We start from the raw sequence: 13,044 nt of genomic DNA on the forward strand, positions 1-13,044 counted from the left end.
TGGCGGCATCGATGCCGTGTTATCTTCGATTTACTCAGATTGAGTATATGTGCACCTGACGAAACCCACCGGCCCTCTCGGCCGGATTTCTCAGGCTCAATATATACTCATGTTGAGCATATATAACTCGCACGGGAGGCTTCGATGCCGATCACTGGAATTTACGGCCCCGACGATCTTGCCACTCGGCCACAGGGCCAGGCCAACTCCGCCCCGCCGGCGCCGACGCGAACCGGCCACGCGCTGCCGCGCCCCTCGCTGGAATGGACGAGCGAGATCGAACGCGCCACCGCGCCGATCTACGAGCGCGTCAGGCATGTGATCCCGCCGATCGAATGGCCGCTGATGGCGCCGACGATTCACGCGATCAATGAACTGAAGCGCGCGCGCAACGCGGTGATCCTCGCCCACAATTACCAAGCGCCGGAGATCTTTCATGGCGTCGCCGACATCGGCGGCGATTCGCTCCAGCTCGCCGTCGAGGCCACCAAGGTGAAGGCCGATGTCATCGTCCAATGCGGCGTGCACTTCATGGCCGAGACGTCGAAGCTGCTCAATCCGGACAAGACGGTGCTGATCCCGGACTCCCGCGCCGGCTGCTCGCTCGCCGCCAGCATCACCGGCGCCGACGTTCGCCTGCTCCGCGAAAAGTTTCCCGGCGTGCCCGTGGTCGCCTACGTCAACACGTCGGCTGAGGTGAAGGCCGAGGTCGACATCTGCTGCACCTCGTCGAACGCGGTGCAGGTGGTGGAAAGCCTGAATGCGCCAAGCGTGATCTTCCTGCCCGACCGTTATCTCGCGACCTACGTCGCCTCGAAGACCGACGTCAAAATCATCGCCTGGAAGGGTGCGTGCGAGGTGCATGAGCGGTTTACGGGCGACGAACTGCGCGCCTTCCGCGACGCCGACCCCTCCGTGCAGATCATCGCGCATCCCGAATGTCCACCTGATGTTTTGGCAGAGGCCGATTTCACCGGCTCGACCGCGCACATGATCAATTGGGTGCGCGAGCGGCGTCCGAAGCGGCTGGTGATGATCACGGAATGCTCGATGGCCGACAATGTTCGCGCCGAGCTGCCCGATGTGGAAATGCTGCGGCCCTGCAATCTCTGCCCGCACATGAAGCGCATCACGCTGTCCAACATCCTGGAGAGCCTACTGACCCTCGGCGAGGAAGTCACAATCGATCCGGCGCTGGCGGAGCGCGCACGGCGCTCGGTCGAGCGGATGATCAATCTGAAGAATTGAGAGCCTGACATGACAAACAACATCCACAATCTCACCCGCTCCACCGACGACGTCGTCATCGTCGGCGGCGGTCTCGCCGGTCTGTTCTGCGCGCTCAAACTCGCGCCGCGGCCGGTGACGCTGATCTCGGCGGCGCCGCTCGGACAGGGGGCATCATCCGCATGGGCGCAGGGTGGCATCGCGGCCGCCGTCGCCGAGGGCGACAGTCCCGAAGCGCATGCGGCGGATACGATTGCGGTCGGCGGCGGCATCGTCGACGAAGCGGTCGCGCTCGGCATCGCGCGCGAGGCCGCACCGCGCATTCACGATCTGCTCGCCTTGGGCGTGCCGTTCGACCGCGACCTCGAAGGCCGACTCGCCGTCGGACGCGAAGCCGCGCATTCGGCGCGGCGGATCGTCCACGTCCGCGGCGACGGCGCGGGCGCCGCGATCACCGCGGCGCTGAGCGAGGCCGTGCGGCGAACGCCGTCGATCCGCCTGATCGAAGGCTTTGTCGCCGAAGCACTGCTTACCGAGGACGGCGCCGTCACCGGACTTCAGTTGCGCGAGGCCGGAAATTTCGCCGCCAAGCCCGTGATGATCGCCTCGCGCGCGGTGGTGCTTGCGACCGGCGGTATCGGCCATCTCTATGCCGTCACCACCAATCCGACCGAAGCCAACGGATCGGGCCTTGCGATTGCCGCGCGCGCCGGCGCCGTGATCGCCGACCCGGAGTTCGTCCAGTTCCATCCGACCGCGATCATGGTCGGCCGCGATCCCGCGCCGCTCGCGACCGAGGCGCTGCGCGGTGAAGGCGCGACGCTGATCAACGGCCAGGGCGAGCGCTTCATGGCGGCGCAGCATCCGCTCGCCGAACTGGCGCCGCGCGACATCGTGGCCCGCGGTGTGTTCGCCGAGGTCGCGGGCGGTCGCGGCGCGTTTCTCGATGCACGCCGAGCGCTGGGGGCGCGCTTCGCCGAAAAATTCCCGACCGTGCATGCAAGCTGCATCACGGCCGGCATCGATCCGGCGACGCAACCGATCCCAATCGCGCCGGCCGTGCACTATCACATGGGCGGCATCGCGGTGGACGCGCGTGGCCGCAGTTCGATCGACGGGCTCTGGGCCGGCGGAGAAGTATCGTCCACCGGTGCGCATGGCGCCAATCGACTTGCCTCGAATTCGCTACTCGAGGCCGTGGTTTATGCCGCACGCATCGCCGATGATATCGCCGGCCACGCGATCCCCTCACCTGCCCGCCTGCCCGAGGCGCTGGTGACGCCGCGCGGCGCCGCGCCGGATGCTGCTGCCGTGAAGCGGCTGCGCGCGATGATGAGCGCGAATGTCGGCGTGATCCGCGAGCGCGACGGACTTGCGGATGCCGTACGCGGCTTTGCTGCGCTTGAGCGCACGGCCACGAGCATCGCTGTCCGCAACATGGCGACAGCGGCCCTGCTCATAGCGGCCTCGGCCTGGAGCCGTCACGAGAGCCGCGGCGCGCATTTCCGCTCCGACCATCCTGCGGAGCTGCCCGCGCTGGCGCAGAGGACGATGACCACGCTCACGGCTGTGCGCGAGATCGCGGACAGCCTCACCGCGCATTCAACGCCGCGCATCGCGCAATCCATGATCGCCTGACGGAGTCTCCCATGATCACCCCGACCTCCCTGCTCTATCCCGACGCCTTCCTCTCCCCGCTCGCCATCGACGAGGCCGTGCATCGCGCGCTCGACGAGGACCTCGGCCGCGCCGGCGACGTCACCTCGCTCGCGACGATCCCGGAAACGACCAAGGCGCAGGCCATCCTCGTCGCGCGGCAATCCGGCGTCATCGCCGGTCTACCGCTCGCGCTGGCGACCCTGCAAAAGCTTTCGCCCGACCTCGAGGTGCGCGCGCATGTCCGCGACGCCGCACGCATCGCCCGCGGGCAACCCGTGCTGACGATCTCCGGCCCGGCCCGCGCCATTCTCACCGCGGAGCGGACCGCGCTGAATTTCGTCGGCCGGCTCTCGGGCGTGGCCACGCTGACCGCGGACTATGTCGCGCGCACCGAAGGCACAAAGATGCGGATCTGCTGCACGCGAAAGACCACGCCGGGGTTGCGCGCGCTGGAGAAATACGCGGTGCGGTGCGGTGGCGGCTTCAACCACCGCTTCGGCCTCGACGATGCGATCCTGATCAAGGACAACCACATCGCCGTCGCCGGCGGCATCCGCCCCGTGCTGGAGCGTGCCCGCGCGCATGTCGGCCATCTCGTCAAGATCGAGATCGAGGTGGATACGCTCGCGCAGCTCCGCGAGGTGCTCAACACCGGCCTCGCCGAGGCGGTGCTGCTCGACAACATGGACATCGCGACGCTGCGCGAGGCGGTGCGGATCAGCGAGGGCCGCGTCGCGCTGGAAGCGTCGGGCGGCGTCACATTGGACTCGATCGCGGTAATCGCGGCGACCGGCGTCGACTACGCCTCATCCGGCGCGCTGACGCATTCGGCGCCGAATTTCGATTGCGCGCTGGATATCGAGATGTGAGGTAGTCACTCCGGCATGGCCGGGCTTGTCCCGACCATCCACGCCTTGCCGCACGGCACGAAGAACGTGGATGCCCGGGACAAGCCCGGGCATGACGATCTTCTTCCGAGCGCCTACCGCCGCTCGGTCACGCCCATCTCGGCGGAGCTCTTGGCTTCCTGCACGAGCTCGGCCGAGAGTGCGGCGGTCTGCGCCGGCGTGCCCCAGCTCGGCTCTTCGCTGCCGTCGCCCCAGTTGCGCGGCCGATAGAAGGTGTGCACGCCGGTCTTGTACATCTTCTTCATCTCGGCGACCCAGGACGGACGCACCCAATAGGCGTGGTAGTGCGTCGACTTGCCGACTTCGGGCAGCCAGATCTGGCCGTCGAGCATCGCCTTCGAAATCCTCTTGGCGCGCTCCCACATCTCGGGCTCGCGGATCACATCGGGATTGTTGTCGCAGGCAAAGGTGAACTGGCAGGCGAAGTGGCGGTACTTGTTCTGATAGACCACGCCGCACACGGTGTCCGGATATTTGCCGGAGAACACGCGGTTCATCACCACTTGCGCGACCGCGATCTGGCCACGCACGGCCTCGCCGCGAGACTCGAAATAGACCGCTTCGGCAAGGCACTTTTCAGACTTCGCGCGCGACTTCTCGTCCAGCGCCAGCCGCTCGGCCGGCGATTTGGCGCGCTGGTTGTCGGCGTTGACTTCGCCCTTCGGGGCGACGCTCTCGCCGCTCTCGGCAATGCCCGCAAGGTCCTCGGTCGGCGGCGACAGCGAGGCCAGCTTCATGTCGGGGTCGGGCATCACGATCAGCGGCTCGGCGCCGGGCTGCCAGCTCTCGATGCTCTCGACATTGCCGCCGAGCGAGGAACTGCCGAAGAACAGGTTCGAGGTCTTGACGCTGAAGGGATCGCGCGGCGGGGCGACGACCGTCGCCTGCTTGAGCGCATTGAGGGGCTGCGCCGCAAAAGACAGCGCGTTGTCGTCGGCCTTCGGCGGATTGGCATATTGCGGCAGTGGCGGCGCGCGCATCGCCTCCTGAAGCTCGGGATCGAGCGCCGCGGCGGACTCCGGCGACATCGCCTGCGGTTGCGCCACCGGCAACGCAGCGGTCTTGGCGCCGAACACGGAGCTGTTCGAGGTCGCTGGATCCTGCTGCGGCGGCGCGGCGGCCGGTGCTGCCGTCTCGGGCGCGGGCGTCACGGTGGCGAGACGGTCGCCCTTCAGCGCGCGATCGACCTTGGGGAAATCGGAGGCCTGGTAACGCGTCGGCGCCTGGAGCACCGGATTGCGCGTAACGGTGCCGGTGACGTCGCGGCCATCGAGGCTCGCGAGGCGAACCATCGCGCTCTGCGGCACTGAAGTCCCGATCGGGCGCGAAAAGCTGTAAGTGGCAAGCTGAATGGACGAGGCTGCAGAGAACACCTGCTTCTGCCAACGCTCGGCGACGCCGGGCTGACGCGCCAGCAACGAGCCAATGTCCTGATAGCCGGTCTCTCTCGGCATCAATGCGAAGATGCAGAGACCGATTCCGAAGGATGCGAACCGCGCACCCTTCGGATGGTTACGCAACACAAACATCGATACGCTCACGCTACGCTTACACTAGAAGGATCGAGCCGCAGTACGTCCGTGCAATTCGATCTTTATCGTGAGTATCTAATTTAGGTTGCCGGGGCGTTAATCGTCGTTGCGCATGAAGCACACTCAAGCGATGTCAGCTGTTTTCACGGCGCGATGCTGCGCATTGGTAAATGCGGGCCCACGCAACGGGGTAAACAACTGGTCAACGCGAATGGTGAAGGAACTCTTGCCGGCGCGTACCATTATGGGACGCGTGCGGTCCTGCTTTTGCGGCAACAACCGCTGTCATGCCCCGGCTCGACCGGGGCATCCAGTACGCTGCGGCTTCTCGATTAGATCACTGCCGTCTCGGAGTACTGGATCGCCCGGTCAAGCCGGGCGATGACAGTGAGTATGTGGTCTGGATTGCTTCGCTACGCTCGCAATGACGGGTGGAGAGAGCGTGACCAAAACAAAAGAGGCGGGGTTCGGCCCCGCCTCTTTCGCATCTCGTATGTCTCTTCGTCTTACGCCTGACTCGCGACCACCTTGCCGAGCGCTGCCTGAGCGGCAGCAAGCCGCGCGATCGGCACGCGATACGGCGAGCACGAGACGTAGTCGAGGCCGACATTGTGGCAGAACGCAACGGAGGCCGGGTCGCCGCCGTGCTCGCCGCAGATGCCCATCTTGAGCTTCGGGCGCGCCTTGCGGCCGCGCGCGACGCCGATCTTGACGAGTTCGCCGACGCCTTCCTGGTCGAGCGAGATAAAGGGATCGATCGAGAGGATGCCCTTGGTCACGTAGGGACCGAGGAAGCTCGCGGCGTCGTCGCGGCTGATGCCGTAGGTCGTCTGCGTCAGGTCGTTGGTGCCGAACGAGAAGAACTCGGCGCTCTCGGCGATCTGTTCCGCGAGCAGGCAGGCGCGCGGCAGCTCGATCATGGTGCCGACCTGATAGGCAAGCTTTGTATTGGTATCGCGCATCACGGCCTTCGCCGTGGCATCGATCCGCGCCTTGACGAGGTCGAGCTCGGCCTTGGTCGCGATCAGCGGCACCATCACCTCGAGGCCGACGGCCTTGCCGGTGCGCTTCTCGGCTTCGACAGCAGCCTCGAAGATCGCGCGAGCCTGCATCTCGGCGATCTCGGGATAGGCGATCGCGATGCGGCAACCGCGGAAGCCGAGCATCGGATTGAACTCCGACAGTTCGCGCGCGCGGTCGGCGAGACGCCGCGGATCGGTGTTCATGGCACGCGCCACTTCCTCGACCTCGGCATGGGTGTGCGGCAGGAACTCGTGCAGCGGCGGGTCGAGCAGACGGATCGTGACGGGCAGGCCCTTCATGATCTCGAACAGCTCGACGAAGTCGGCGCGCTGCATCGGCAACAGCTTGGCAAGCGCGGCACGGCGCGACTGCTCGTCCTCGGAGAGGATCATCTCGCGCACCGTGCGGATGCGCGTCTCCTCGAAGAACATGTGCTCGGTGCGGCAGAGGCCGATGCCTTCCGCGCCGAACTTGATTGCGGTGCGGGCGTCGTCCGGCGTATCGCCGTTGACGCGGACGCCGATCTTGCGGACCTGGTCGGCCCAGTTCATCAGCGTACCGAACTCGCCGGAAAGCTCCGGCTCGATCATCGGCATGCGGCCGGCCAGCACCTGGCCGAGCGAGCCGTCGATGGTGATGACATCACCGGCCTTGAAGGTGCGCGAACCGATGCTCATCGTGCCGCGGCCGTAATCGACGCGGATGGTGCCGCAGCCGGAGACGCAGGGCTTGCCCATGCCGCGGGCGACGACCGCGGCGTGCGACGTCATGCCGCCGCGGGTGGTCAGGATGCCTTCGGCGGCGTGCATGCCGTGGATGTCTTCGGGGCTGGTCTCGATGCGGACCAGGATGACCTTGCGTCCGTCGCCCTGGAGCTTGGCCGCCTCGTCCGAGGAGAACACGATCTCGCCGGAGGCCGCACCGGGCGACGCCGGCAGGCCGGTCGCGATCACGTCGCGCTTGGCGTTGGGATCGATGGTCGGATGCAGCAGCTGGTCGAGCGAGGCGGGGTCGATCCGCATCACCGCTTCCTTCTTGGTGATCAGGCCCTCATTGGCGAGCTCGACCGCGATGCGCAGCGCCGCCTTGGCCGTGCGCTTGCCGCCGCGGGTCTGCAGCATCCACAGCTTGCCCTGCTCGACCGTGAACTCCATGTCCTGCATATCGCGGTAGTGCTTCTCGAGCAGCGTGTAGATCCGCGTCAGCTCCTTGAAGGCCTCCGGCATCGCCGCTTCCATCGACGCCTTGTCGGAGCCCGATTCCTTGCGCGCTTCTTCGGTGATGTCCTGCGGCGTGCGGATGCCCGCCACCACGTCCTCGCCCTGCGCGTTGATCAGGAACTCGCCGTAGAGCTTGCTCTCGCCGGTTGAGGGGTTGCGGGTGAACGCAACGCCGGTCGCCGAGGTCTCGCCCATGTTGCCGAACACCATGGCCTGCACGTTGACCGCGGTGCCCCAGGATTCCGGAATGTCGTGCAGCTTGCGGTAGGTCACCGCGCGCGCATTCATCCAGGACGAAAACACCGCGCCGACCGCACCCCAGAGCTGGTCATGCGGATCCTGCGGGAAGTCCTTGCCGGTCTCGCGCGCGACCGCGTCCTTGTACTTGCCGACCAGACCGACCCAGTCCTCGGCGGTGAGGTCGGTGTCGAGCGTGTAGCCCTGGCTGTCCTTGAACGTGTCGAGGATTTCCTCGAAGTGATGATGCTCGAAGCCGAGCACCACGTCGGAATACATGGTGATGAAGCGGCGATAGCTGTCATAGGCGAACCGACGGTCGCCCGAGAGCTCCGACAGCGCTTCCACGGTCTCGTCGTTGAGGCCGAGATTGAGCACGGTGTCCATCATGCCCGGCATCGAGGCGCGCGCGCCGGAGCGCACGGAGACGAGCAGCGGGTTCTTGGTGTCGCCGAACACCTTGCCGGTCAACTTGCCGACATGGTCCAGCGCCTTCTCAACCTGCGACTGCAATTCCTTCGGATAGGATTTGTCGTGGGCATAGAAATAGGTGCAGACCGAGGTCGGGATGGTGAAGCCCGGAGGCACCGGCAGGCCGAGATTGGCCATCTCGGCGAGGTTGGCGCCCTTGCCGCCGAGGAGGTCGCGCATCTCCGTGCGGCCCTCGGCCTTGCCGTCGCCGAACGTGTAGACCCACTTGCCGGCCTTGATCGCGGCCGGAGCCGCCTTGGCGGGCACAGCCTTCGCAGCGACCTTGGCGGCAACCTTCGGCGTGGCCTGCTTGGTCGCAGCCTTCGCGGCCGGCTTGGCCGCGGGTTTCGCGGCAGGCTTGGCAGCGGCCTTCGCTGCGACCTTGGCGACCGGCTTGGGGGCGCTCTTCACGGCGCTCTTGGGAAGCGCCTTGCGGGCCGCCGGCGCAGCCTTCGCCTTGGACGAGGGCTTTGATTTCGCTGCAGTTTTATTAGGCTTCGAGGCGGCTTTGGCCATAGCTTGCACACAACCTGCGAGAGGAATGGGAAATCGCGCGCCTTACACCACTTTGGGCAGGCCCGCGCAAGTCGAAGAGTTCCGGAAAATGAAGGCCTAGAGATGGAGCCACTTCAACAAACCGAGCCCAATCGCCCCGTTGACGATGAGAAAAATCGCCACGATCAGGTTCAGCAGACGGGGCATGATCAGGATGAGCACACCCGCGAGCAATGACAGGATCGGCGAGATGTGGGCGACGGTGATGTGCATGAATTGTCTTTCCGAGCGTTAAGGCGAATCGCGGGCGGATCATACCGGACCCGGTTCCGCGGGTAGAGACGCGCGAGGCCGCAACGGGTTCCCCGCTTCGCGAAAACTGCCCGAAATTGCCGCGTATGCGGCGGGCCTTTTCCGGAACATCACGCGCGCCGCAGCATTGGCAACCGGTCGCGCCACTGGCGCCGGCTGAAATCAATTCGAAGGAGTTGTCCATGCGGAACAGGATTCTCGCCCTCGCAGCGCTTGGCATCGCGCTCGGCGCGCCGATCGCGGCGCAGGCGCAAACCGGGATCACGGTGGGACGTGCGCCTGTCGTGGTCGATAGCGGCCCGACCATCGCGGTGGAACAGCGGCCGGCTTTCCGTGACTATGTCATCGAGCAACGTGTGCCAGCCTTCAGCATTCCGGATCGCGTGATCGTCGGCGGCACGCTACCCGAAACGGGCATCACCTATTATGACGTGCCGCAACGTTTCGGCGCGACGACCTATCGCTACACCGTCGTGAACGGAGAGACCGTGCTGGTCGAGCCGCGCTCGCGTCGCATCGTCGAGGTGATGGACTAGCGATCAACTAGGTGTCCGGCGCGTCATATCAATCAGGCTGGCGCGAGCAGTGCAAACGGACATCAGGCCCCGCCCGGTCTTCCCCCCGCCGGGTGGGGCTTTTTTGCGCCGGCCTCAATCCTGGATCTTCGAGAAGTCCGCGACCGCACGCGTGGCGCTGCGGATTTCGTTGAGGAGCTTCAAGCGGTTCTCGCGCACCCTGGCATCGTCGTCGTTGACGCGAACCTTGTCGAAGAACGCATCGACCGGCGGACGCAGCTTGGCCATCGCGCTCATCGCGCCGGCGAAGTCCTCCTTGGCCACAGCAGTGCCTGCTTCGGCCTTCACCTCGCCGATCGCCTTCGCCAGCGCCTTCTCTTCGCCGAGGCTGTAGAGCGCGGCATCAGGAGCGCCGTCGAAGCTGCGCTTGTCCTTCTTCTCCTCGATCGAGAGAATGTTGCTGGCGCGCTTGGTGCCGGCGAGCAAATTCTTGCCGTCGTCGCTCTCGAGGAATTTTCCGAGCGCCTCGACACGGCGGACGATCATCAAGAGATCGTCCTGGCCGCCGAGCGCAAACACGGCATCGACGAGATCGTGACGCGCACCCTGCTCGCGGAGCTGGACTTTTAGGCGATCGGCGAAGAAGGCGAGCAGATCGCCGATCAGCGAGGCAAGGTTGTCGCCGGCAATCGGCCCGCCTTTTCGGAGGAATGTCGGATCGGGGATCGGATTGCGAACGGCGCGAACAACGTCTTCGAACGCGGCGTCACTGCCGCGCATGATGTGAAGCGCAATCGCATCCTGGAAGATTGGTGTCAGGGAAATACGATTCCTCTGCTCCAACAGAATTCTGATCACGCCCAGCGCCGCGCGACGCAGCGCATACGGGTCCTTCGATCCCGTCGGCTTCTCGTCGATCGCCCAGAACCCAACGAGCGTGTCGATCTTGTCGGCGAGCGCGACCGCGACGCTGACCGGATCGGTCGGCACGCGATCGGCGGGGCCCTGCGGCTTGTAGTGCTCCTCGCAGGCGGCAGCGACGGACGCGTCCTCGCCCTGCGCCAGCGCGTAGTACTTGCCCATCAGGCCCTGCACCTCGGGGAACTCACCGACGACTTCGGTCAGCAAATCCGCCTTTGCCAGATGCGCTGCGCGCGTCGCCTTGGCGACATCGGCGCCAACCAGCGGCGCAATCTCCGCGGCGAGGCGCTCGATGCGCTTGATGCGCGCTCCTTGCGTGCCGAGCTTCTCGTGGAACACAATCTGCTCGAATTTCGGCAGACGATCCTCGAGCTTCGTCTTCCGGTCGGTCTCATAGAAGAACTTCGCATCCGACAGACGCGGACGGATCACGCGTTCGTTGCCGGAGACGATGACCTTGCCGCCGTCGGTCGCCTCGATATTGGCGGTAAGGACGAACTTGTTGGTCAGCTTCCCGGTCTTGGGATCCTTGACCACAAAGCACTTCTGGTTGTTGCGGATGGTGGCGCGGATCACCTCGTCAGGGATCGCGAGATATTCCGCCTCGAACGATCCCATCATGACGACGGGCCATTCGACGAGGCCCGACACTTCGTCGAGCAGCACCTGGTCCTCCACGAGTTCAAAACCCTGCGCAAACGTCAATTCCTTGGCGTCGGCGAAGATGATGTCCTTGCGCGCCTGCGGATCGAGGATGACCTTGGCCGCCTTCAGCTTCGCTTCATAGTCCTCGAAGCGGCGCACGGAAATCGCGGCGGGTGCCATGAAGCGATGGCCGTAGGTGGTCTGCCCGGTCTCGATACCGTCGACCGAGAATTTCACGACATCAGGCTCTTCCGTCTCGGGCCCGAAGGTCGCGGTGATCGCATGCAGCGGACGCACCCAGCTCAGCGAGCCGGGCTTGCCCGAGCGCGCGCCCCAGCGCATCGATTTTGGCCAGGGGAAGGTGCGGATGATGACGGGCAGGATTTCCGCGAGCACGTCGATGGCGTCGCGGCCGGCCTTCTCGATCAGCGCGATGTAGAAGTCGCCCTTCGGGTCGCGCTGGATCTTGGCTTCATCCAGCGACTTCAAGCCGGTCGCCTTCAGAAAGCCCTGCACGGCCGCATCGGGGCCGCCGACCTTCGGTCCGCGGCGTTCGGTCTTGAGGTCAGGCTGGCGCGCGGGGATGCCGTGCACGGTGAGCGCGAGGCGGCGCGGCGTCGCGAAGGCTTTCGCGCCTTCGTAGACGAGGCCTTCGGCGACGAGCTTTTCGGTAACCAGACGGCGCAGATCGTCGGCCGCCTTGGCCTGCATGCGCGCGGGGATTTCTTCCGAGAAGAGTTCAAGCAAAAGATCGGGCATCAGGCCGCTCCGCCCGCTTCAGTGTGGATCCAGGCCTCGCCGCAGGCTTTTGCCAATTCGCGCACGCGCAAAATGTAGCTCTGCCGCTCCGTCACCGAGATCACGCCGCGCGCATCGAGCAGGTTGAATACGTGGCTTGCCTTGATGCACTGGTCATAGGCGGGCAGCGCCATCAGATGCGCTTCGCGCTTGCCGTCCTTCCAGCCTGCTTCGAGGTACTTTCTGCACGCCGCTTCGGCCATCTTGAACTGCTCGAACAGCATCGCGGTGTCGGCGACTTCGAAATTGTGCTTCGAATATTCCCGCTCGGCCTGCAGGAAGACGTCGCCATAGGTGACCTTCGCATCGCCCTCGCGGCCGTTGAAGTTGAGGTCATAGACGCGGTCGACGCCCTGCACATACATCGCAAGCCGCTCGAGCCCGTAGGTGAGCTCGCCCGCGACCGGTGCGCATTCAAAACCCGCGACCTGCTGGAAATAGGTGAACTGGCTGACTTCCATGCCGTCGCACCAGCATTCCCAGCCGAGGCCCCAGGCGCCCAGCGTCGGGCTCTCCCAATCGTCCTCGACGAAGCGGATGTCGTGGACGGCGGAATCGATGCCGATCGCGGCGAGCGACTTCAGGTACAGCTCCTGAAGGTTCGGCGGCGACGGCTTCATGATCACCTGGAACTGGTAGTAGTGCTGCATCCGGTTCGGGTTCTCGCCGTAACGGCCGTCCTTGGGCCGGCGCGACGGCTGTACGTAGGCGGCGTTCCAGGGTTTTGGCCCGAGCGCGCGCAACGTGGTGGCCGGATGGAAGGTACCCGCGCCCATCTCCATGTCGTAGGGCTGCAAAATCACGCAGCCCTGCTCGGCCCAGAACCGCTGGAGCGCGAGGATAAAGCCCTGGAACGAGCGTTCCGGGCGCATATGGGCGGGCAATGAGGCGTCCATCGTCAGATCAGGCTCTCGCGGGGGGTTTGAATCGCGCGGGACCGTATCGACGGCGGGGGTGGGAATCAAGGCAAAGGGGCGGATTCGGGCTTAACGGATGCCCTAGGATGGTCTCCTAGGGTGGGCAAAGGCGCACTTGCGCCGTGCCCACCGTCTTTCGATGAATTCGGATGCTGCTCGTGGGC

At 65.3% G+C, this 13,044-nt stretch carries 9 protein-coding genes; 4 read left to right on the plus strand and 5 right to left on the minus strand.

Annotated features, from left to right (window positions below; genetic code table 11):
- Positions 1–144: 144 nt before the first annotated feature.
- The 3 genes from nadA to nadC are packed head-to-tail and all read left to right on the plus strand — an operon-like array spanning position 145 to position 3,755.
- Positions 145–1,248: a quinolinate synthase NadA gene (nadA, locus tag QA645_RS33870; protein ID WP_283045568.1), complete on the plus strand. Its 1,104-nt coding sequence runs from the start codon at positions 145–147 to the stop codon at positions 1,246–1,248.
- A 9-nt stretch (positions 1,249–1,257) separates the two neighbouring features.
- Positions 1,258–2,865, plus strand: a complete 1,608-nt coding sequence (locus QA645_RS33875) for an L-aspartate oxidase (RefSeq protein WP_283045570.1) — start codon at positions 1,258–1,260, stop codon at positions 2,863–2,865.
- Between the two features lie 11 nt (positions 2,866–2,876).
- Positions 2,877–3,755, plus strand: a complete 879-nt coding sequence (gene nadC, locus QA645_RS33880; RefSeq protein WP_283045571.1) for a carboxylating nicotinate-nucleotide diphosphorylase — start codon at positions 2,877–2,879, stop codon at positions 3,753–3,755.
- Positions 3,756–3,868: 113 nt separating this feature from the next.
- On the opposite strand, the gene QA645_RS33885 is transcribed toward nadC, so the two are convergent.
- The 3 genes from QA645_RS33885 to QA645_RS33895 all read right to left on the minus strand — a co-directional run bounded on the left by QA645_RS33885 (position 3,869) and on the right by QA645_RS33895 (position 9,045).
- Complete coding sequence (locus tag QA645_RS33885; RefSeq protein ID WP_283045572.1) at positions 3,869–5,323, minus strand: cell wall hydrolase; 1,455 nt, start codon at positions 5,321–5,323, stop codon at positions 3,869–3,871.
- A 509-nt stretch (positions 5,324–5,832) separates the two neighbouring features.
- Positions 5,833–8,793 carry a pyruvate, phosphate dikinase gene (gene ppdK, locus QA645_RS33890; protein WP_283045574.1) on the minus strand — a complete coding sequence of 987 codons (2,961 nt, stop codon included), beginning with the start codon at positions 8,791–8,793 and terminating at the stop codon, positions 5,833–5,835.
- Between the two features lie 96 nt (positions 8,794–8,889).
- A complete protein-coding gene (locus QA645_RS33895; RefSeq protein WP_007607177.1) occupies positions 8,890–9,045 on the minus strand; it encodes a DUF3096 domain-containing protein in 156 nt (51 codons plus the stop codon).
- A gap of 221 nt (positions 9,046–9,266) precedes the next feature.
- On the opposite strand from QA645_RS33895, the gene QA645_RS33900 reads away from it, so the two are divergent.
- Positions 9,267–9,620: a DUF1236 domain-containing protein gene (locus QA645_RS33900; protein ID WP_254129371.1), complete on the plus strand. Its 354-nt coding sequence runs from the start codon at positions 9,267–9,269 to the stop codon at positions 9,618–9,620.
- A 114-nt stretch (positions 9,621–9,734) separates the two neighbouring features.
- Here the strand turns inward: QA645_RS33900 and glyS are convergent, their stop codons facing one another.
- Together glyS and QA645_RS33910 are read right to left on the minus strand one after the other, a co-directional pair.
- Entirely contained in the window at positions 9,735–11,924 is a 2,190-nt protein-coding gene (glyS, locus tag QA645_RS33905) for a glycine--tRNA ligase subunit beta (RefSeq protein ID WP_283045578.1), read from the minus strand.
- Complete coding sequence (locus QA645_RS33910) at positions 11,924–12,859, minus strand: glycine--tRNA ligase subunit alpha (protein WP_282521540.1); 936 nt, start codon at positions 12,857–12,859, stop codon at positions 11,924–11,926. Before QA645_RS33910 ends, glyS begins: the two co-directional genes overlap by 1 nt.
- Between the last annotated feature and the right edge of the window lie 185 nt (positions 12,860–13,044).

Source organism: Bradyrhizobium sp. CIAT3101 (assembly GCF_029714945.1).
Lineage (GTDB): Bacteria > Pseudomonadota > Alphaproteobacteria > Rhizobiales > Xanthobacteraceae > Bradyrhizobium.